The following is a 22113-nucleotide window of genomic DNA, read 5'->3' on the forward strand; positions in this document are numbered from 1 at the left end:
CGCCTGCTGCGAGTACCTGGCCATGAGCAACGTCTTTGAAGGCTTTCTGTCGACCCCAGAAGTGATGGGTGCCTTTGGCGACCGCAATTTCGTGGCCGCCATGTTGCGCTTTGAAGCGGCATTGGCCCAGGCCCAGGCAGCTGCCGGCCTAATCCCGGAGTCGGCTGCGCAGTCCATCGTGGGAACCTGCAAGGTCGATCTGTTCGACGCCTCCAAGATCGTGCGCGAAAGCGCGCGCTCTGGCAGTCTGGCCATTCCGCTGGTGAAGACGCTGAAGGAGACCGTGGGCCTCTTCAATCGCGATGCCGTGCCCTTTGTGCACTTTGGCAGTGTCAGCCAGGATGTGATCGACACCGGCATGGCGCTCATTACCCGCGACGTGCTGGAAATGGTGGAAGCCGATCTGCGCCAGTGCATAGACGCCATCTTCTACCTGGCGCAGAAGCACATGGACACTCCCATGCTGGCACGCACCCTGATGCAGCCGGCCTCGGTGACCAGCTTCGGCCTCAAATGCGTGAACTGGGCCGGCCCGCTGGTGCGCAGCCTCAAGCGTTTGCAGACCGTCAAGACCGGCGCACTCAAGGTGCAATTGGGCGGCGGCATTGGCACCCTGGCCCGCATGGGCGACAAGGGCCCGCAGATCGCCGCACACATGGCGCAGGCGCTGGGACTGGGCGTGCCTTGCGCGCCCTGGCATACCCAGCGTGACGAATGGATTGCGCTGGGCTGCGAACTCGGGCTGATGACCGGCAGCCTGGGCAAGATTGCCAAGGACATCTCCCTGCTCGGCCAGTTCGAGGTGGGTGAAGTGTGGGAGCGCCACGAGCCCGGCCGCGGCGCATCCAGCGACATGCCGCACAAGAACAATCCGGTGGCCAGCATGGCGGTACTTGCCGCTGCACAACGCGTACCGCAGCGCGTGGCGGCCATTCTGGCCAGCATGCCGCAGGAGCATGAGCGCGCCCTGGGTGGCTGGCAGGCCGAGTTGGCCGAATGGGCGCAGCTCCTCATGTCTGCCCACGCCGCCTCCAAGGCCATGGCATCCGCCCTGCCCTATCTGGTGGTGGATACCGAACGCATGCAAGGCCATGTGCAGGCCGCCGGTAGTTCGGTGGACAAGGACAGTGCCAAGACCTGGTTCGACCCCGCCCTTGCCGTGGGCGCCGGCCAGATGGCACGCAACTACCTGAACGCCCTGCGCGCCGAGCTACCCGCCGCAAACCACCGCTTGGCCGCCTGAGCGGCGATCGCTCCCATCACAGTCAGTGTTGCAGCACCCACAGCAAGGCGCTGATGGAGAAAAACGAGAGCACGGTGGCAGCCAATGTGGCCGCTGCGGCAAAGTCTTCCTGCCCGTAGGCCTGTGCCAGTGTGGGGTAGATGCCCATCATCGGCATGGCGGCCAGCAGCAGCGCACCGGTCCTGAGTGACGGGTCCAACGCTGCCAGCCCCAGATACGGCAAGGCCAGAATGCACAGCAAGACCATCAGCGGATGCAGCACCAGCTTGCCCAGCACGATGGGCCATACCCGTTGCCCCATGCCGGCCAGTGGCAAGCCCACCAGCGCACCACCAATCACGAACAGCGACAGGGCACCGCTGGCATTGGAAAACAGCGTCACGGTCTGTGTCACCGGTGCTGGCAATTTCCAGCCCGAGATAGAGATGGCCAGCCCGGCCAGCAATCCCACGATCAAGGGCGTCTTGGCGACCTTGACCAGCGACTGGGCCAACGCCTTGCCCGCATGGCCACTGCCCTTGCCGCGCTCGGCCAATACCAGCAGCAGCGGCAGGATGACCAGGTTCTCCACCAGCATGTTGAGCGCCAGCACCACGCCGGCCACCGGTGCCAGCGTCAGCAGCAGGATGGGGTAGCCCACGAAGCCGCTGTTGGAGCACCCCATGCCCATGGCGTAGAAGGTGCTGGTCAGCGGCGATTGGCGCGTTGCATACCGCGTCCAGGAATAGCCAACGCCCAGCACCAGCAAGGTGCCCACCATGTAGGCCAGCAGATAGCTGCTGTTGAACACTTCGGAAAACTGCCGCTGCGACAGCGCCTTGAACACCAGCGCAGGCAGGGCCAGATTGAGCACAAACTTGCCAAACACCCGCATGTCCAGCTTGGAAAACAACCCCACTTTTGTTAGGCCAAATCCCAAGCCGATGATGAAGTAGATCGGACTGGTGATGGACAGGATATCAAGCATGGGCCGGGCGTTTGCGAGGAAATTGGGGGGCAGTGTACGTGCCGCCATCCTTCGCTGCCTGCATACCTGATATGCCAAATTGCAAACCACTGCAAAATCGCCACCATGAATCCGCCCATTCTTCGCCTAACCATCCTGGCAGCTACGCTCACATTGGCTGCATGTTCCAGCCTGATCCCCCCCTCGCAGGTACCAGCCACCGTGGCCGATCAGTGGCAGGCTCCCTTGCCGCATGAAGGCAACGTAGTGGCATTGGCCCAGTGGTGGCAACAGCAGGGAGACCCGCTGCTGGTGGAGCTGATCAACGCGGCACAAGGCGTGAGCCCGTCAGTCTCGCAAGCCCTGGCACGCATGGAGGCCGCCCGCGCCAACCAGGCTGCAGCAGCTTCCGCACTGGTGCCCGAGGTCAGTGCACAGTACAGCGCCAGCCGAGGCGTCACCCAAATCGGCGTTCCCATGGGAACAACCCAGACGCTGGGTCTGCAGGCAGCCTGGGAGGTCGATCTGGTCGGGGCCAACAAGGCCGTGAACAACGCGGCACAGGCCCAGGTGGATGGCAGCAAGGCCCAGTGGCACGACGCCCGCGTGTCGGTTGCCGCCGATGTGGCCAATCTGTATTACGACCTTTCCACCTGCATGCAGTTGCTGGAGGTGACCCGCGCGGATGCGGCCTCGCGTGCCCAGACCGCACGGCTGGCAGATATCAATGCCAAGGCCGGATTCACTGCGCCGGCCCAGGCCGCACTGGCACGCGCAAGCGCTGCGGAAGCCAACAACCGCGTGGTGCAGCAGTCCACCCAGTGTGCGCTGAATACCAAGGCGATGGTGGCGCTCACCGGCCTGGCAGAGGCCGATTTGCAGCCCCAGCTGCAGGCGGCGCTGGCGCAGCCGCTGCACGCCAAACCACTGGCGGTGACGCATGTTCCCGCACAGACCATCGCACAACGGCCGGACGTGTTCAGTGCCGAGCGCGATGTGGCCGTGGCCGCTGCCCAGGTGGGCAGCGCCAAGGCCCAGCGCCTGCCTCGCCTGACATTGAACGGCTCCATCGGGGCGCTGCGCTTCAGTGCCAATGACGCGGACCAGGATCTCAATACCTGGTCTTTCGGCCCCCTGGCACTGAACCTGCCATTGTTTGACAACGGCAAACGCGCCGCCGCCGTGCAGTCCGCAGAGGCCGCCTATGCCACCTCGGTGGTGACCTACCAGGGCAAGGTGCGCCAGGCGGTGCGCGAAGTGGAGGAAGCCCTGGTCAATCTGCAAAGCACCGATGCCCGCAGCGCAGACACCGAAGTCTCTGCACAAGGGTATGACGAGGCACTGCAAGCCACCGAGCAGCGCTACCGGCAAGGCTTTGCCAGCCTGGTGGAGCTGGAGGACGCGCGCCGCACAGCGCTGGCGGCCAAGTCCACCCAGCTCAATCTGCTGCTGGAACGCAACCGCGCCTGGGTCGCCCTGTACCGGGCTTTGGGTGGCGGCTGGGACGCCAACACACCCTGAGCCGAACACACCGTTCAACGCCATAACAACCCCAATAGCCTGAAACCAAACACACCATGAAACGCTTCACCTTGCGCCCTGTCTCCCTTGGACTGCTCCTGTCTGTCACCGCCGTGCTGGGGCTGTCCGCCCTGTTGCTGGCAGCACCCCACGCACACGCAGTGGATGCACCCGCCGCTGCGGCACCGGCCAAGGCCGCGTTGACCGTGAGCGTGACCAAGGCCGCATCCGCCAACCTGCCCATCAAGCTGAGCGCCAACGGCAACATTGCCGCCTGGCAGGAGGCCAGCATTGGCGCCGAGACCGGCGGATTGCGGGTGCAGGAGCTGCACGCCAACATTGGCGACAGCGTGCGCCGCGGTCAGTTGCTGGCCACCTTTGCCGCCGAGAGCGTGCAGGCCGATGTGGCCCTGGCGCGCGCCGCGCTGGCCGAAGCCACCGCCAATGCCGCCGAAGCAGCAGCCAATGCCGAACGTGCCCGCGCCGTAAAAGGCAGTGGCGCCCTGAGCGATCAGCAGGTCAACCAATATCTCACTGCTGAGCTATCGGCCAAGGCCCGCGTCGACTCTGCCAAGGCGCAACTGGACTCGCAACTGCTGCGCCTGCAACACGCACAGGTATTGGCACCAGACAGCGGCGTGATTTCTGCGCGCAGCGCCACGGTCGGAGCGGTGCTGGGAGCCGGCACGGAGATGTTCCGCCTGATACGCCAGGGGCGTCTGGAGTGGCGCGCGGAAGTGACCGCTGCCGAACTGGGCCGCATCCAGGTTGGCAGCACCGTGCAGGTCACCACGGCCAGCGGCACGGTGGTCAAGGGCAAGGTGCGCATGGTGGCTCCCACCGTGGACACTCAGACCCGCGCCGCTCTGGTCTACGTAGATCTGGCAGGCAGCCCTACCCAAGCCGGCGTCAAGGCCGGCATGTTTGCCAAGGGCGAGTTTGCCTTGGGCAACTCGGCCGGGCTGACGGTGCCGCAACAGTCGGTGGTCGTGCGCGACGGCTTCAACTATGTGTTCGCCCTGGGTGCGGGCAACAAGGTAGCACAGCAGAAAGTGGAAATCGGACGGCGCCTGGGCGACCAGGTGGAGGTGCTCAAGGGCCTGCAGGCCGATGCCACCATCGCCGTGGCCGGTGCCGGATTCCTGAACGATGGCGATACCGTGCGCATTGGCACGGTGGCCGATGGCAAGGCAGCTGCGGCTGCCGCCAAGTAAGAGGACCACGCCATGAATGTATCGGCCTGGTCGATCAAGAACCCGGTAGCGGGCGTGATGCTGTTTGTCATGCTCACCTTTGCCGGCCTGCTGTCCTTCAACGCCATGAAAGTGCAGAACTTCCCGGACCTGGATCTGCCCACCGTGGTGGTGAGCGCATCCCTGCCCGGTGCCGCACCGGCGCAGCTGGAAACCGAGGTGGCACGCAAGATAGAGAACGCCATTGCCAGCCTGCAGGGGCTCAAGCACATCTACACCAAGGTGCAGGATGGGGGCGTCACCATCACCGCCGAATTCCGCCTGGAAAAGCCGGGCCAGGAAGCGGTGGACGATGTGCGCTCTGCCGTGGCACAGGTGCGCGCCGACTTGCCAGCCGATCTGCGGGACCCGGCCGTCAGCAAGATCAATCTGGCAGGCTCACCGGTGCTGGCGTACACCATTGGTTCCACGCAGATGGATGACGAGGCCCTGAGCTGGTTTGTGGACAACGCCATCACCCGCAAACTGCTGTCGGTGCGCGGAGTGGGTGCCATCAACCGTGTCGGCGGCGTGAATCGCCAGGTGGAGGTGGCACTGGACCCTGCCAAGCTGCAGGCACTGGGTGCAACGGCGGCAGATATCTCGCGCCAGCTCAAGCAGATGCAGCAGGAATCGGCCGGTGGCCGTGCCGATCTGGGCGGCGCGGAGCAGCCCATGCGCACACTGGCCACCGTGGCCTCGGCGCAGGAACTCAATGCCATGGAGTTTGCGCTCAGCGATGGCCGCCGCATCCGCCTGGACCAGGTCGCCACCATCCGTGACACGGTAGCCGAACCGCGTGCTGCCGCGCTGCTGGATGGCAAGCCGGTGGTGGGGTTCGAGGTGGCCCGCAGCAAGGGCGCCAGTGAAGTGGAGGTGGGCAATGCCGTACGCAGCGCCCTGGACGAGCTGCGCAAACAGCACCCCGACATCCAGATCACCGAGGCGTTCGACTTCGTGACCCCGGTGCAGGAGGAATACGACGGCTCCATGCACCTGCTGTACGAAGGCGCGGTGCTGGCGGTGCTGGTAGTCTGGCTGTTCCTGCGCGACTGGCGCGCCACCTTTGTGTCGGCCGTGGCCTTGCCACTGTCAGCCATCCCGGCCTTCATCGGCATGCACTATCTGGGCTTCACCATCAATGTGGTGACGCTGCTGGCCCTGTCGCTGGTGATCGGGATTCTGGTGGACGACGCCATCGTGGAGGTGGAGAACATCGTGCGCCATCTGCGCATGGGCAAGACGCCCTACCAGGCGGCCATGGAAGCCGCAGATGAAATCGGGCTGGCCGTGATTGCCACCACCTTCACCCTGATCGCCGTGTTTCTACCTACAGCCTTCATGGCGGGCATTCCCGGCAAGTTCTTCAAGCAGTTCGGCTGGACGGCTTCGCTGGCGGTGGCCGCCTCGCTGCTGGTAGCACGGGTGCTCACACCCATGATGGCGGCCTATATCCTCAAACCTATGGTCGCCGCCCACAAGGAGCCGCGCTGGCTGGGTCTGTACATGCGCTGGGCAGCCTGGTGCGTCAAGCACCGCTTCACCACCGCGCTGGCAGCCCTGGCATTCTTTGTGGGTTCGCTGATGCTGATCCCGCTGCTGCCCAAGGGCTTCATCCCGCCGGATGACAACTCGCAGACCCAGGCCTTTCTGGAACTGCCCCCCGGCTCCACGCTGACTGAGACCAAGGCCGTGGCCGAAGACGCCCGCTTGCGCCTGATGAAGATCAACCACGTCAAGAGCGTGTACACCACCATTGGCGGCGGTACCGCCGGCAGCGACCCGTTTGCACCGGACGGCGCAGCCGAAGTGCGCAAGGCCACACTCACCATCCAGCTCGACCCGCGCCACGAACGCCCCCGCAAGCAGGGCATCGAGCAGGAAATCCGCAACGCGCTGGAGCCCATACCGGGCATCCGCAGCAAGGTGGGGCTGGGTGGCTCGGGTGAGAAATATGTGCTCGTGCTCAGCGGCGAGGACCCAGCCACCCTCACCTCGGCCGCACTGGCGGTGGAGAAGGATTTGCGCACCATCCAGGGCCTGGGCAACATTGCCTCCAGCGCCAGCCTGGTCCGGCCCGAAATTGCGGTACGGCCCGACTTTGCCCGTGCCGCCGACCTGGGTGTGACCAGCTCCGCCATTGGCGAGACCCTGCGCATCGCCACGCTGGGCGACTATGACGCGGCCCTGCCCAAACTCAATCTGAGCCAGCGGCAGATTCCCATCGTGGTCAAGCTCGACAGTGCGGCGCGCAGCGACCTGGATTTGCTGGGTCGCCTGAGCGTGCCGGGTGTACGCGGTCCGGTGATGCTCAGCCAAGTGGCCACGCTGGAGGTGGCCGGTGGCCCGGCTGTGATTGACCGTTATGACCGCTCGCGCAACATCAACTTCGACGTGGAACTCTCCGGCCTGCCCCTGGGCGAGGTGGCGGCTGCCGTGCAGAACCTGCCCTCCATCCGCAACCTGCCGCCTGGCGTGGCGGTGCGCGAGGTGGGTGATGCCGAGGTCATGGGCGAACTGTTTGCCAGCTTCGGCTTGGCCATGCTCACCGGCGTGCTGTGCATCTACATCGTGCTGGTGCTGCTGTTCAAGAGCCTGCTGCACCCGGTGACCATCCTGTTTGCCCTGCCCCTGTCGCTGGGCGGCGCCTTCGTGGGGCTGCTGCTGGCGGACAAGAGCTTCTCCATGCCGTCCCTCATCGGGCTGATCATGCTCATGGGCGTGGCTACCAAGAACTCCATCCTGCTGGTGGAGTACGCCATCCTGGCGCGCCGCGAGCACGGCATGAGCCGTTGGGATGCGCTGCTGGACGCCTGCCGCAAGCGGGCCCGCCCCATCATCATGACCACGCTGGCCATGGGTGCGGGCATGATGCCCATTGCCATCGGGCTGGGTGCAGCCGATACCAGCTTCCGGGCGCCCATGGCCATTGCGGTGATCGGCGGCCTGATCACTTCCACCTTCCTGAGCCTTCTGGTGATCCCTGCGGTATTTACCTATGTGGATGACCTTGGGCAATGGACGACGCGCAAATTTGCACGGCCAAGCAAGTAATATGCGGTTGAGAGTTAAAGCGGGGGACGGAGCTTGCATCTGAGCGCCAACAGGCGAGTGGGGAAGCAGGTGTGCCCAACCTGCGTGCCGATACGAATCCGAGATGCCAAGCGACCATTCAGCCACCGAACACTGGAGCAATTCCAAGCCCTTTTCCGAGGAGGACAACCCCTGGAAGCTGGCACTGGAAGGTTCGGGCCTGGGTGTATGGGACTACAACATGGCAACCGGCGAGCAGTCCTTCTCGGCCCGGTGGCAAGAAATTCTGGGTTATGAAGTTGGGGAAGTAAAGCCCAACTTCGAAGCCTTTGTGAGGTTGGTGCATCCCGACGATGTAGCGCTGATGCAACAGACCTTCCGGAATTATCTGGATGGCAAGACGCCTGTCTACACCTTGGACATGCGCATGCGCCACAAGGACGGAAGCTGGCGCTGGATCGTGACGCGCGGGATGGTGGTGCAGCGTGATCCGGAGGGTCAACCGTTGCGGATCATCGGCACCCATACCGACATCACCGACCGCAAGGCGGTGGAAGCCGAGCTGCTGAAGCGGTCCAACCTCCTGCGCGACACGCTCTCAAGCATCAGCCAGGGCATTTTTGTCTTCAATGGACAGATGCAGCTGAGTTCCTTCAACGCGCGGGCGTGCGAGCTCCTGAACCTGGACGCGGAATTCCTTAGCACGCAGCCCACGCTCAAGGAGATGAACCAAAGGCAGATGGACCGCGGCGATTTCGGCCCCAGGCTGGAGTTGGTGGATGACCATGCCCGCAGCTATGTTGCCAGTGGTGGAGAAGCACCCTTGCCCTCGCAATATCTGCGCGTGACAACCCAGGGTCGCACCCTGGAAGTCAAGTCGCAACTGTTGCCCGACGGCGGCATGGTGCGAACTTTTACAGACGTTTCCGACTACGTGCAGGCAAAAAGTGACCGCCTGCGGCTGGACAAGCTGCTGGCTTCCATGCAGTCGCTGGCCCAGGTGGGTGGCTGGGAAGTGGATCTGGTGGCCGATCACGTGTACTGGACCGAGGGCGTCTATCGCATATTCGAAACCTCGGCCCAGGAATACACGCCCACCACGGCCATGGGGACGGTGGAGCGTTTCTTCCTGCCGGAGTCGGTCGCCTTGCTACGCGAGTCCTATTACGGCGACAAGCAGTCCCATGACCTTGAGTTGCAGGCCATTACGACCAAGGGTCGACGCATCTGGCTCCATTCTGTGGGCACCTCGAAAAAGGTTGAGGGAAAGTTGGTGCTGCGCACCTCGGTGATACAGAACATCACCGAAGCCAAGGTCGCCCAGGCTGCCTTGCTGGACACGGAAAACCGCTGGAAACTGGCACTGGAGAGCACGGGCGACGGCGTCTGGGACTGGCACATCTCCACCGGAATCGAATACTTCTCCAAGCGACTGATCGAGATGTACGGTTTTGTCGAAGGCGAGCTCGGCAATACCGCCGAGGAACTGGACCGACGCACCCATCCGGACGACCTGGAACAGATGGAGCTGGACCGGGAAGCCCATTTCAGCGGACAAGCCCCGACCTACCACAATGAGCACCGGGTGCTCTGCAAGGACGGCACCTGGAAGTGGGTATTGAGCCGCGGCATGGTGATCAGCCGTGACGCTGACGGACGCCCACTGCGCATGATTGGCACCCATACCGACATTACCGAGCGCAAGAACGCAGAGGCGCTGATCCGCCAGCAGGCCTTTTTTGACACCCTCACCGGTCTGCCCAACCGGCGCATGCTGCGCTACCGTCTGGAACAGGAAATCAAGCGCTGCCGCCGCGACGGTCTGCAGCTGGCCATCCTGTTCATCGATCTGGACCATTTCAAGGAAGTCAACGACACCCTGGGCCATGACAGCGGCGACCAGTTGCTGGTGGAGGCAGCCACGCGACTCAAGCATTGTGTACGCGACTCCGACACCGTAGCCCGCATGGGCGGTGACGAGTTCACCATCATCCTGACCGACATCTCCAACACCAACCATCTGGAGCCGCTGCTGCAGAAGATCCTGCGCTCCATGGACGCCCTGTTCCAGATTGGTGATGAGCAGGTCTTTGTATCCGCCAGCATCGGCATCACGATGTATCCGCTGGACGCCACCGAAATCGAGGATCTGCTCAAAAATGCCGACCAGGCGCTCTACGTGGCCAAGGGCGAAGGCCGCAACCGCTTCAGCTTTTTCACACCCGCCTTGCAGGAGGCAGCGCAGACCCGGGTACGGCTGGCCAGCGATTTGCGCACCGCGCTCAACGACGGCCAGTTCCGCGTGCTGTACCAGCCCATCATTGAGCTGGGCACCGGTGTCATCCGCAAGGCCGAAGCCCTGATCCGCTGGCAGCACCCCAAGCGCGGCATGGTGAGCCCGGCGGCATTCATTCCGATCGCCGAATCCAGCGGGCTCATCGTGGACATCGGGGACTGGGTGTTCCAGCAGGCCGCAGCCCAGGTGCAGAAATGGCGCCACACCCTGCATCCCGACTTCCAGATCAGCGTCAACCGCTCACCGGTGCAGTTCCGCCACGTTGACACCGGACAGGCGCCCTGGGGAATGCAGATGCAAGCCATGGGCTTGCCGGGTGAAGCACTGGTGGTGGAAATCACCGAAGGTTTGCTGCTCGACACCAGCGAGGTCGTGGGCGAGCAGTTGCTGGCCTTTGGCGATGCCGGCATCAAGGTATCGCTGGACGACTTTGGCACGGGCTATTCGTCCCTGGCCTATCTGCAGAAGTTCGACATCGACTACATCAAGATCGACCAGTCCTTCGTGCGCCACCTGATACCCGACTCCACCGATCTGGCCCTGTGCAAGGCCATCATCGTGATGGCCCATGCGCTGGGCATGAAGGTGATTGCCGAAGGCGTGGAAACCGAACAGCAGCGCCAATTGCTGCTGGAAGCGGGTTGCGACTACGGCCAGGGCTATCTGTTTGCCCGACCGGTCAGTCCAGATGAGCTGGAGACGCTGGTCAAGATCATGTGACCCAGGTGCATGCCCCGGTCTTCTGTTCCAATCCATGCCATGACCCACACCAATGACATCGAACGCCGCCTGGAAGCGCTGGAAATCAAGGCCAGCTTTGCCGAGGATGTGATTGACAAGCTCGACCAGATCATCATCCGCCAGCAACAGACCATCGACGCCCTGGTTGCGCAGGTGCGCGATCTGCGCGAACTCTCGGCCAGTACCGCCGAAGGCGGCCAGGCGCGCACATTGCGCGACGAGTTGCCACCCCACTATTGACCCGCGCTCCGGTAGCCCGGCACGGCAATCGCCCTGCCCCACACCGCCCCATGCCAACCCCAGGAGTCTTGCCATGCGCTTCCCACTGCCAGATCTCAATACCCTGCCCCAGGACATCCAGACCAAAATTCTGGAGGTGCAGGAAAAATCCGGCTTTGTCCCCAATGTGTTCCTCGCGCTGGCGCGCCGCCCTGCCGAGTGGCGTGCCTTCTTTGCCTACCATGATGCGCTGATGCTGCGCGAAGACTCCGGCCTCACCAAGGGCGACCGCGAAATGATCGTCACCGCCACCAGTGCGGCCAACCAGTGCCTGTATTGCGTGGTGGCCCACGGTGCCCTGCTGCGCATTTACGAGAAAAAGCCCCTGGTTGCCGACCAAGTCGCGGTGAACTACCGCAAGGCCGACATCACCCCGCGCCAGCGTGCCATGCTGGACTTTGCCATGAAGGTCTGCAACCAAAGCCATGCCGTGGACGAAGCCGACTTTGAAGCGCTACAGGCCCATGGTTTCAATGATGAAGACATCTGGGACATCACCGGCATCACCGCTTTCTTTGGTCTGTCCAATCGCGTGGCCAGTGTCACCGGCATGATGCCCAATCCGGAGTTCTACCTGTTGGGTCGCGTGCCCAGGGCCAAAACATGAAGCACCGTGTGCGCACCGCCCTCGGCTGGTGCGCGCTGCTGGGGCTTGGCGTTGCCGCGCTGGCGCAGCCGCTGGTGCAGCCAGAAGGCGCCAGTGGCTTTACGCCCAAGGAGGGCCGTGCCACCCGGACCTACGCAATAGCAGCAGCCAATCCCTTGGCAACCCAGGCCGGGCAACACATCCTGCAAGCGGGCGGCACGGCTGTGGATGCGGCCATCGCCATCCAGATGGTCCTGAACTTAGTGGAACCGCAGTCCAGCGGCATAGGCGGTGGCGCCTTTCTGATGCATGCCAACCGCGACGGCATCCAGGCCTACGACGGACGTGAAACAGCGCCAGCCGCTGCCACGCCGGAGCTCTTTCTGGATGCACAGGGCAAGCCCATGGAATTCAAGGATGCCATCGTGGGCGGGCGCTCGGTCGGTGTGCCAGGCGTATTGCGCATGCTGCAGCTGGCGCACAAGGACCATGGCAGGCTGCCTTGGAAAGATTTGTTTGCGCCAGCCATACGTCTAGCCACTGAGGGCTTTGCCATCAGTCCACGCATGGCCACGCTGCTTTCCGGCGACACCTCTTTGCAGCTGGATCCGGACGCGCGCCACTTCTACTTCGATGCAGAGGGCAAGCCGCTCGCCGTGGGCCATGTACTGCGCAATCCCGAGCTGGCCGCCATTTTGCAGGCCATCGCCGAGCAGGGGCCCGACGCCCTGATGGCGGGCGACGTTGCCAAGGCCATCGTGCGCAAGGTGCAGCAGCACACCAACCCCGGTGGGATGACCCTGCAGGACTTGGCCGGCTACAAGGCCCAGGTGCGTACGCCGCTGTGCTTTGACCATGCCGTTGCCACAAAGACGTACACCGTGTGCGGCATGCCCGCGCCCAGTTCCGGCACCTTGGCCATAGGCCAGATCCTGGGCATGCTCCAGGCCAGTGGTGCGGACGCACTGCCGCTGGAAAACGGCCTGCCCGGCCCCGAGTGGCTGCACCGGTACACCGAGGCATCCCGACTTGCTTTTGCCGACCGCGCCCAGTACGTAGGGGACCCGGCTTTCGTGAAGGTGCCCGACGCCCTGTGGAGCGGTCTGCTGGCACCCGACTACCTGGCAGCGCGCGCCAAGGCCATCAACCTGCAGCCCGGCAGCATGCGCATGCCCAGCGTATCGCCAGGCGTGCCCGCCTTGTCCCCGCAAGCTCAAGGTGCGCAAGGGGCTATCCGCATGGCATACGCGCCCATGCCGGATCAGCCGGAGTACGGCACCTCGCACATTTCCATCTTCGACCGCTACGGCAATGCGCTGGCCATGACGACCACCATCGAGAGCAACTGGGGTGCGCGCCTGCTGGTCAACCGGGGCAAAGGGCTGGCCGGGGGCTTTCTGCTCAACAACCAGCTGACCGACTTCAGTTTCGAACCGGTGGGCAGCGACGGCAGGCCCATTGCCAACCGGGTGGAGCCGGGCAAGCGTCCGCGTTCCTCCATGTCACCCCTGCTGGTTTTCGACAAGGACAGCGGCCAGGTGGTGATGAGTGCGGGCAGCCCGGGTGGCGCCATGATCATCCATTTCACCGCCAAGACGCTGATAGCCACGCTGAATTGGGGCCTGAACGCGCAGCAGGCCATTGACCTGCCCAATTTCGGCAGCCTGGGTGGGCCCTTGTACGTCGAAGAAGGGCGCATGCCCACCACCACCCTGGAAGCCCTGCGTGCACGCGGACACGTAGTCACGCCCACCGCACTGCCCAGTGGCCTGCAGGCCATCACCCGCACGGCCACCGGCTTCTTCGGCGGCGCCGACCCCCGCCGCGAAGGCGTAGTCCTGGGCGACTAGCCACTACAGTACAGCCATGGCCATCCCGCAAACCTTCATCCAGGAACTGCTTGCCCGCGCCGACGTCGTGGAGATCGTGGGCCGCTATGTGCCGCTCAAGAAGGGCGGCGCCAACTTCATGGGGCTGTGCCCCTTTCACGGTGAAAAGTCGCCCTCGTTCTCGGTCAGCCCCACCAAGCAGTTCTACCACTGCTTCGGCTGCGGCAAGAACGGCAACGCCATCAGCTTTCTGATGGACCATGCCGGCATGACCTTTATCGAAGCGGTGCACGACCTGGCCCAGCAATACGGCATGGTGGTCCCGGAAGATGACGCCTCGCCCCAGGACCGTGCCCGCGCGCAGGAGCAGCGCGAAAAGCAGCACACGCTGACCTCGGTGTTGGAAAAAGCCGGTGAGTCCTACCGCAAGCACCTCAAGGATTCGCCCCGCGCCATTGCCTACCTCAAGGGGCGTGGCCTCTCCGGCGAAGTGGCCAAGCAGTTCGGCCTGGGCTATGCACCCGAGGGCTGGCGCAGCCTGGCCAGCGTGTTCCCGCACTATGACGATCCGCTGCTGGTGGAAAGCGGCCTGGTGATCCACAACGTGGAAGAGGACGGTGGTGAAGACAAGCGCTATGACCGCTTCCGTGACCGGGTGATGTTTCCCATCCGCAATATCAAGGGCGAGTGCATAGGCTTTGGCGGGCGCGTGCTGGGTGACGAAAAGCCCAAATACCTGAACTCACCCGAAACGCCTGTGTTCAGCAAGGGCCGCGAGCTCTATGGCCTGTTCGAAGCCCGTTCGGCCCTGCGTGACCAGGGCTACGTGCTGGTGACCGAGGGCTATATGGACGTGGTGGCCCTGGCACAACTGGGCTTTCCCAATGCGGTAGCCACGCTGGGCACGGCCTGCACTACCGACCATGTGCAAAAGCTGTTCCGTTTCACTGACGCTGTGGTGTTCAGCTTTGACGGCGACGCCGCCGGCCGCCGGGCTGCGCGCAAGGCGCTGGACGGCGCCCTGCCCTATGCCACCGACGTGCGCAGCATCAAGTTCCTGTTTTTGCCGCCCGAGCACGATCCGGACAGCTTCATCCGCGCCCATGGCAAAGAGGCCTTTGCGCGCTATGTGTCGGAGGCCACACCCCTGAGCCGCTTCCTGATTGAATCGGCGCGCGAAGGCCTGGACCTCAACAGCGCGGAAGGCCGGGCACACCTGTCCAGCAATGCCAAACCGCTGTGGAACCTGATGCCCGAGGGCGCTCTCAAGATGCAGCTGCTGGGCGAGATCGCCGACCTGGTGCAACTCACCGGTCGAGAGCTGGCCGAGCTGTGGAACCCCACCGCTGCTCCGGCCCAGCAGCAGCGCAACAACACCTGGCGCAAGACAGAGAGCGGTTTTGCTCCGGGCCAGGGTTTTGGCAACTCCGGTAAGCGCCCCTACAACAAGGGCGGCTCTGGGGGCAACTACGGCTACTCGGGCGGACGAACGGGCTCCCGCACCGCACCAACCAGCAGGGCCGACCACGCAACGCGCATTCTTTTGGGGCACTCCGAACTGTGGTCTGTACTCAGCAATGAGGACCACGGGCTTTTATGCGAATTGCCCGAACCCCATGGCCCCCTGATGGCCTGGCTGGAAGCGCAGTTGCATGACCATGGTGCCCTGCCCTGGGAAGCCCTGCGCGAGAGCCTGGCCGGACACGCTTGCGAGCCCCTGGCTCTGCGGCTGATGGGCGAGCTGGCCATTCCGGTGCAGCCGGTCAGCGAATCCGGCACGGAGTTGCGCGATCTGCTCAACCGCATGCTGATAGACCGCCTCAACCTGCTGGAGCAGGAGGCCATTGCCGCCTCCAAGGCCGATCCGCAGGCCCTGGAGCGCTACAAAGTCCTCAATGCACGCAAGAAACAACTCATTGCCGCTATCGAGAAAATCCAAAACGACGGTATAATCCTCGGTTGATTCGGCAAGAGCGACAGCAACACCTCCGGGCCCGGCCAAAGTAGACCACGTTCACACAGGCCACCTCTCCGCAAGGATTGCATCCCAAATGATCGCCCCCACATCTTGCCAAGGGAATCTCCTTCCCATCCCTGCCACCTGAGGCCCATTTGCGCTTCTGGTTGAAGTTTGTTCTGTTCGCCCAAATTGTTTTTGTTGTCCTGAGGTTTTCGCATGCCCGCTCAAAAATCAGCCAAGCCCGCTCAGTCCACTGCCAAACCAGCCGCAAAGTCAGCCGCCAAGACCGACAAGAAAGCCAGCTCCGTGCCCGCATCCAAAGCCTCCTCCAAAGCCGCAGAACCCGAAGACACACTGACCAAGAAGAAGCCGGGTCGCCCTCCCAAGGCTGCGGCTGCGGAATCCAGCGCACCTGCCAAGACCGGAGCCAAGCGCGGACGCAAACCCAAGGCGGCCGCTGCGTCGGCTGGTGACGCCGATGATCTGGACATGTCCGACATTGAAGCGGACCTGGTCGGTGAACCGGAAGCTGCAGCTGCCAGCGGCGAAAAGGTCAAGCCACTGCGCATGAAGATCAGCAAGGCGAAGGAACGCGCCTTGATGAAGGAATTCGGTCTGGACGAGACCGTGCTGTCCGAAGAAGACATGGCCAAGCGCCGCTCGCGCCTGAAGGCCCTGATCACCCTGGGCAAGACCCGCGGCTACCTGACCCACGGCGAAATCTCCGACCACTTGCCCGACAAGCTGATCGATGCCGAAACACTGGAAGTGGTGATTTCCATGTTGAACGACATGGGCGTGGCGGTGTACGAACAGACGCCGGACGCGGAAACCCTGCTGCTCAACAACAATGTATCCACCGCTGCCACGGTGGAAGAAGCTGAAGAAGAAGCCGAAGCCGCCCTGTCCACCGTGGACAGCGAATTCGGCCGCACCACCGACCCGGTGCGCATGTACATGCGCGAAATGGGTACCGTGGAACTGCTGACCCGCGAAGGCGAAATTGAAATCGCCAAGCGCATCGAAGGCGGCCTGATGGCCATGATGGAAGCGATCAGTGCATCGCCCGCCACCATCGCCGAGATCTTGCGCCTGGGCGAGGAAATCCGCGAAGGCAAAGTCGTCATCACCACCATTGTGGACGGCTTCTCCAACCCCAACGAGGCCGACGACTATGTGGCCGAAGAAGACTTCGACGAGTTCGACGAAGCCGACGATGACGACGGCAAGGGCGGCTCCAAGGCACTGACCAAGAAACTCGAAGAGCTCAAGAAGCAGGCGCTGGAACGCTTTGACCGCCTGCGCGAGCTGTTCGAAAAAGTGCACAAGGTCTACGACAAGGAAGGCTACGGCACGCCTAACTACGTCAAGACCCAGAAGCTGCTGAGCGAAGAGCTGATGACCATCCGCTTCACCGCCAAGGCCATCGAGAAGCTGTGCGACATGGTGCGTGGCCAGGTGGACGATGTGCGCAAGAAGGAACGCGAACTGCGCCGCATCATCGTGGACAAGTGCGGCTACCCGCAGGAAAACTTCATTGCCGAGTTCAGTGGCCGCGACAAGAACGGCAACCCGGCACCTTCCAATCTGCTGAACCTCAAGTGGATCGAAAAGCAGGCCGCTGCCGGCAAGCCCTGGAGCTCCATCATGGGCCGCAACATTCCGCCGGTGCAGGATCTGCAGCAAAAGCTGGCCGACATCCAGGCCCGTGTGGTGGTGCCGCTGGATCAGCTCAAGGGCATCAACAAGCGCATGAACGAAGGCGAGGCCTCTTCGCGCGCGGCCAAGAAGGAAATGATCGAGGCCAACCTGCGCCTGGTGATTTCCATTGCCAAGAAATACACCAACCGCGGCCTGCAGTTCCTGGATCTGATCCAGGAAGGCAACATCGGTCTGATGAAGGCGGTGGACAAGTTCGAATACCGCCGCGGCTATAAGTTCTCGACCTACGCCACCTGGTGGATCCGTCAGGCCATCACCCGCTCCATTGCCGACCAGGCACGCACCATCCGTATTCCGGTGCACATGATCGAGACCATCAACAAGATGAACCGCATCAGCCGTCAGCACCTGCAGGAATTCGGCTTTGAGCCCGATGCCTCCGTGCTGGCCGAGAAGATGGAGATTCCGGAAGACAAGATCCGCAAGATCATGAAGATCGCCAAGGAGCCGATCTCCATGGAAACGCCGATCGGCGACGACGACGACAGCCACCTGGGCGACTTCATCGAGGACAGCGCCAACACGGCGCCTATGGAAGCCGCCATGCAGGCCGGTCTGCGCGACGTGGTCAAGGACATCCTGGACAGCCTGACGCCGCGCGAGGCCAAGGTGCTGCGCATGCGCTTCGGCATCGAAATGACATCCGACCACACGCTGGAAGAAGTGGGCAAGCAATTTGACGTGACGCGCGAACGCATTCGCCAGATCGAAGCCAAGGCTTTGCGCAAATTGAAACACCCAAGTCGCTCCGACAAACTGCGCAGCTTCACCGACACGCTGTAATCAGGGATACGGTTCCCGGTGTTGCGCCGGGACGCCTCTGCGCCAGCGCAGAGGCTTTTCCCCTGATGAGGAGTTGCTTTGGATGACGTATTTGTCCTGCTGGACGACTGTGATGCCACGGCGCAGAGTCCCACCAGCAGGCTGTACAGCGGGTTTGTGCATGAGCGCCGCTGCACCGATGCGCAGTCGCTGGACGCCTTCTGGCAGTTGGTGCAGACCGACCAGCAAGCGGGCCTGCATGCGGCGCTCTTCATCGACTACGAATGGGGCAGCAAGCTCCAGCAAGCAGGACTGGCTGCGCTCGCGCAGGACGACGCCAGCGCGTTGCGTGTATTCCTTTTTCGTTCTCTGCAGCACCTCTGCGCAGATGCCGTATCCCAGTGGCTGGCACAGCGCGAAGGCTGCGATGCGCCCGGTGCCGCAGGCGTATGCGATCTGCAGAGCAGCGTAACACCCGAGCGATTCGCGAGTGACATTGCGCGCATTCGCGACCTGATCAGCCGGGGTGAGACCTACCAGGTGAACTACACCCTGCGGATGCAGGGGTCACAGTATGGTTCTCCTGTGGCGCTGTACCGGCGCCTGCGCAGCATGCAGCCCGTGGCCTTTGGTGCGTTGGCATGCCTGCCCGGTTCAAAGGATGGCGGAACTGATCAAGATGCCCAATGGGTTATCTCTGCGTCCCCGGAACTGTTTCTGCGTCACCACGTCGGGCAACTGACTGCCCGACCCATGAAGGGAACCGCTGCGCGCCTGCAGGATGTTGAAGCCGACCAGCAGCAGGCCCGTTGGTTGCAGCACGACACCAAGAACCGCGCCGAGAACGTGATGATCGTGGACTTGCTGCGCAATGACCTGGGGCGCATTTCATCGATAGGCTCGGTCCGGGTCCCGCATCTCTTTTCGATTGAAACCTACACCACCGTGCACCAGATGACGTCTACGGTGACTTCGACCTTGCGTGATGGCGTGGGATTTGCTGAGGTATTGCGCGCCCTGTTTCCCTGTGGCTCCATCACTGGGGCGCCCAAGCTGCACACCATGGACCTGATTGCCGATCTCGAGTCTTCGCCGCGCGGCCTGTACTGCGGCGCCATCGGCTGGATAGATGCGCCCAAGGCGCATGCAGCAATGGGAGATTTCTGCCTGTCGGTTGCCATCCGAACCTTGACCCTGGGCGCTGCCCAGGCCGGGCGCAGGCCTGTCACCCTGGGCGTGGGCAGTGGGGTGGTGCTGGATTCAGACGCGCACACGGAATATGCCGAAACCCAGGCCAAGGCCCGCTTCCTCACTGCCATGGACCCGGGCTTCACCTTGTTTGAAACCATGCGCGTGAGCCACGGCCGCATCCACCACCTCAACCACCATCGCCGCCGTTTGCAGGGCAGCGCAGAGGCCTTGGGCTTTCGCATGGATGAGCAGGACATGGACGAGGTGTTGCAGCAGAAGCTCGCCACGCTGGAGCCGACGCAGCAGTACCGGATGCGTCTGGACCTGTGCCACGATGGCAGCATGACCGTGCAGCATGCAGCGCTGCCGCCATTGGCCCTCGGTCCGGCGCGTCTGGTCTTGTCGGACACCCTGCTGCCACCGCATGAGACTGCCCTGTTGATGCACAAGACATCCTTGCGCAGCGGCTACGACGCGGCCATCCGGAAGGCCGTGGCACTGGACGCGTTTGACACCATCTTTGTCAACGCGCTGGGAGAGTTGAGCGAAGGCGCACGCAGCAACCTGCTGATCCAATCCAACGGTCGGTGGTACACACCGCCGCTGGCCAGCGGCGTATTGAGAGGCGTGATGCGCACGCGCCTGCTGGAGCGCTGCCCCCACATCACCGAGAAAGTGCTGCACCTGCAGGACGCACTGTCAGCGCAAGCCCTGATGGTCTGCAGCGCGCTACGCGGCCTGCAGCGCGCGCAGTGGGTGCGCGATGCAACAGGAGATGTGCAGCGGGTTTGAGTAAGTAGTGCCGGATCAGCGCGCCGAGCGGGCCAGGCGCTCCTGCACAAAGCCGAAAGAGAACTTCAGCACCTCATCAAGCGACTGCTCGATCGCATGGCGCTCCTGCTCGGTGAGGTAGAACATCATGTCCACATCGTGGCGCACATAGCGGGCGGGCAGCCGGTTCAGCGAGAGACAGGCCACGTCGGCCAGCATGTCAGGGGTGAAGTGGCTATATGCCTCGCTTTGCGCGCGGACAGCGACTTCCTCGAATACCAGGCGTTCGTAATAATTGTGGACCTGATCAAAGTTGTATTCCATTTATTTTCTCCATTGCGGGCCATGTGCCTTTTGACTGCCGGACACCTTAGCACCACGCCAGGGCACTGACAAGTGCAAGACAACCATTTGGCCGACTCTTAGCTATGAATCTTGTAGCAAGGCCTGAATTGCGATAAGCTGGCAAGAAAACGCGTTGCTAAAAGAAGGTTGAGTGCATGAGTGCAAAAGAATCGCAGGCTCTGGGACAGTTGCTGGGTTTGCTGGAATCCCGCTATGCCATGCGAGTGATCTGGGCTCTGAGGGATGGGCACGCACAGACCTTCCGGCTTTTGCAGGACAGCGTGGGCGGAATCACCCCCAACACACTGAACACCCGTATCAAGGAACTGCGCGAAGCGGGGTTCGTCACCCATGTCAGCGAAGGCTACTGCCTGACCCCGGCCGGCTCCGATCTGGCCAAAAGACTGGCTGAGTTGCCTGCATTCGCCACCCGTTGGGCAGCCGGGCTGACCAAGAAAGTGAAGTAATTCCCATAGGCCCGGCTCAGAGGCCTTGCGGCATAATTGCCGGTTTGCCCGCGCTGCCGAATCAGGAGCGCAGGATTGGTGCCCTGCGCCATCACGCATAACCCCAAGGAAACTTCATGCAAACCACTACAAGCGGACTTCAGTATCTGGACACGGTCGAGGGCAGCGGCACGCAAGCGGTCGCTGGCAAGCGCGTCAAGGTGCACTACACCGGCTGGCTCTACAACGACGGCGTGCAAGGCGCCAAGTTTGACTCCAGCAAGGACCGCAATGACCCCTTTGTCTTTGGTCTGGGTGCTGGCATGGTCATCAAGGGTTGGGACGAAGGCGTGGCAGGCATGAAGGTGGGCGGCGCCCGTACCCTGATCATCCCTGCCGCCCTGGGCTATGGCGCACGCGGTGCGGGCGGCGTGATTCCTCCCAACGCCACGCTCAAGTTCGACGTCGAACTGCTGGACGTCATCGGCTGATTCCCCTAGCCCGTCCCCGCCTACACAATTTGTGTTAGCGAGTACTTGAAACCTTCCCGATTGCCCCCATGTGCTGGGCAACGTTTTATTAGCAGCCACTGCGGCACCCCATCCAGCATGACTGAACCAACTTCCAACCCCACTCCCACTGAATCCACGCAAAGCCAGCAAAGTGCCGAGGAGCTCATTGCCACCCTGAATGCGCATGAAGCGGACGCCCTGCCCAAGCTGCAAGCCGAACTGGCTACGCTGCAGGCCAAAAGTGCGGATCTGGCCGACCAGTTCCTGCGCGCCAAGGCAGAAGCAGAAAACGCCCGTCGCCGTGCTGAAGACGAAATCTCCAAGGCGCGCAAGTTCGCGGTGGAAAGCTTTGCCGAAAGCCTGCTGCCGGTTGCCGACAGCCTGGAAGCCGGTCTGATCATCAAGGACGCTACGGTTGAACAGATCCGCGAAGGTGCCCAAGCCACCTTGCGCCAGCTGGTTGCCGCGCTGGAACGCAACAAGGTGGTGGCCATCAACCCCGCCGCGGGAACACGATTTGACCCGCATCAGCACCAGGCCATCAGCATGGTGCCTGCCGAGCAGGAAGCCAACACGGTCGTCACCGTGCTGCAAAAGGGCTACTCCATCGCAGACCGCGTGCTGCGCCCTGCCCTGGTCACTGTGGCAGCTCCCAAGTAATCACAAGTAATCCACCAAATGGGCTTGAAAGCACACAA

16 protein-coding genes are annotated in these 22113 nt (G+C 62.8%); 14 read left to right on the forward strand and 2 right to left on the reverse strand.

Going from position 1 to position 22113, the window contains the following annotated elements:
• Positions 1 to 22 precede the first annotated feature (22 nt).
• Positions 23 to 1243, forward strand: coding sequence for a lyase family protein (locus tag AAGF34_RS22715; RefSeq protein WP_342617976.1), 1221 nt, complete (start codon positions 23 to 25; stop codon positions 1241 to 1243).
• Between the two features lie 22 nt (positions 1244 to 1265).
• On the opposite strand, the gene AAGF34_RS22720 is transcribed toward AAGF34_RS22715, so the two are convergent.
• Positions 1266 to 2210, reverse strand: coding sequence for an AEC family transporter (locus AAGF34_RS22720; protein WP_342617977.1), 945 nt, complete (start codon positions 2208 to 2210; stop codon positions 1266 to 1268).
• Positions 2211 to 2315: 105 nt separating this feature from the next.
• Between AAGF34_RS22720 and AAGF34_RS22725 the strand changes: the two genes are divergently transcribed.
• The 10 genes from AAGF34_RS22725 to pabB all read left to right on the forward strand — a co-directional run bounded on the left by AAGF34_RS22725 (position 2316) and on the right by pabB (position 20133).
• On the forward strand, positions 2316 to 3710 hold the full coding sequence (locus AAGF34_RS22725) for an efflux transporter outer membrane subunit (RefSeq protein WP_342617978.1): 1395 nt from the start codon (positions 2316 to 2318) through the stop codon (positions 3708 to 3710).
• A gap of 56 nt (positions 3711 to 3766) precedes the next feature.
• Positions 3767 to 4924, forward strand: coding sequence for an efflux RND transporter periplasmic adaptor subunit (locus AAGF34_RS22730; protein ID WP_342617979.1), 1158 nt, complete (start codon positions 3767 to 3769; stop codon positions 4922 to 4924).
• Between the two features lie 12 nt (positions 4925 to 4936).
• Positions 4937 to 7996 (forward strand): efflux RND transporter permease subunit, encoded by a 3060-nt coding sequence (locus tag AAGF34_RS22735; protein ID WP_342617980.1) that lies wholly within the window; start codon positions 4937 to 4939, stop codon positions 7994 to 7996.
• Positions 7997 to 8099: 103 nt separating this feature from the next.
• Positions 8100 to 10991, forward strand: coding sequence for an EAL domain-containing protein (locus AAGF34_RS22740; RefSeq protein WP_342617981.1), 2892 nt, complete (start codon positions 8100 to 8102; stop codon positions 10989 to 10991).
• 39 nt (positions 10992 to 11030) lie between these two features.
• Complete coding sequence (locus AAGF34_RS22745) at positions 11031 to 11252, forward strand: SlyX family protein (protein ID WP_342617982.1); 222 nt, start codon at positions 11031 to 11033, stop codon at positions 11250 to 11252.
• 73 nt (positions 11253 to 11325) lie between these two features.
• Positions 11326 to 11898, forward strand: coding sequence for a peroxidase-related enzyme (locus tag AAGF34_RS22750; protein WP_342617983.1), 573 nt, complete (start codon positions 11326 to 11328; stop codon positions 11896 to 11898).
• A complete protein-coding gene (locus AAGF34_RS22755) occupies positions 11895 to 13727 on the forward strand; it encodes a gamma-glutamyltransferase family protein (protein ID WP_342617984.1) in 1833 nt (610 codons plus the stop codon). Before AAGF34_RS22750 ends, AAGF34_RS22755 begins: the two co-directional genes overlap by 4 nt.
• Positions 13728 to 13743: 16 nt before the next feature.
• The gene (dnaG, locus tag AAGF34_RS22760) at positions 13744 to 15669 is read left to right on the forward strand and encodes a DNA primase (protein ID WP_342617985.1); all 1926 of its coding nucleotides are present in this window, start codon (positions 13744 to 13746) and stop codon (positions 15667 to 15669) included.
• Positions 15670 to 15882: 213 nt separating this feature from the next.
• Positions 15883 to 18171 carry an RNA polymerase sigma factor RpoD gene (gene rpoD / locus AAGF34_RS22765; protein ID WP_342617986.1) on the forward strand — a complete coding sequence of 763 codons (2289 nt, stop codon included), beginning with the start codon at positions 15883 to 15885 and terminating at the stop codon, positions 18169 to 18171.
• A gap of 78 nt (positions 18172 to 18249) precedes the next feature.
• Positions 18250 to 20133 carry an aminodeoxychorismate synthase component I gene (gene pabB / locus AAGF34_RS22770; protein WP_342617987.1) on the forward strand — a complete coding sequence of 628 codons (1884 nt, stop codon included), beginning with the start codon at positions 18250 to 18252 and terminating at the stop codon, positions 20131 to 20133.
• A 15-nt stretch (positions 20134 to 20148) separates the two neighbouring features.
• On the opposite strand, the gene AAGF34_RS22775 is transcribed toward pabB, so the two are convergent.
• A complete protein-coding gene (locus AAGF34_RS22775) occupies positions 20149 to 20436 on the reverse strand; it encodes a late competence development ComFB family protein (protein ID WP_342617988.1) in 288 nt (95 codons plus the stop codon).
• Positions 20437 to 20612: 176 nt separating this feature from the next.
• Here AAGF34_RS22775 and AAGF34_RS22780 point away from each other — a divergent pair, with 176 nt between their 5' ends.
• The 3 genes from AAGF34_RS22780 (at position 20613) to grpE (ending at position 22075) form a co-directional block, all read left to right on the forward strand.
• Positions 20613 to 20924 (forward strand): winged helix-turn-helix transcriptional regulator, encoded by a 312-nt coding sequence (locus tag AAGF34_RS22780; RefSeq protein ID WP_342617989.1) that lies wholly within the window; start codon positions 20613 to 20615, stop codon positions 20922 to 20924.
• A gap of 116 nt (positions 20925 to 21040) precedes the next feature.
• A complete protein-coding gene (locus AAGF34_RS22785) occupies positions 21041 to 21394 on the forward strand; it encodes an FKBP-type peptidyl-prolyl cis-trans isomerase (RefSeq protein ID WP_342617990.1) in 354 nt (117 codons plus the stop codon).
• Between the two features lie 117 nt (positions 21395 to 21511).
• Positions 21512 to 22075: a nucleotide exchange factor GrpE gene (gene grpE, locus AAGF34_RS22790; protein ID WP_342617991.1), complete on the forward strand. Its 564-nt coding sequence runs from the start codon at positions 21512 to 21514 to the stop codon at positions 22073 to 22075.
• Positions 22076 to 22113 lie beyond the last annotated feature (38 nt).

It is taken from the genome of Rhodoferax sp. GW822-FHT02A01, from assembly GCF_038784515.1.
Lineage (GTDB): Bacteria > Pseudomonadota > Gammaproteobacteria > Burkholderiales > Burkholderiaceae_C > Allorhodoferax.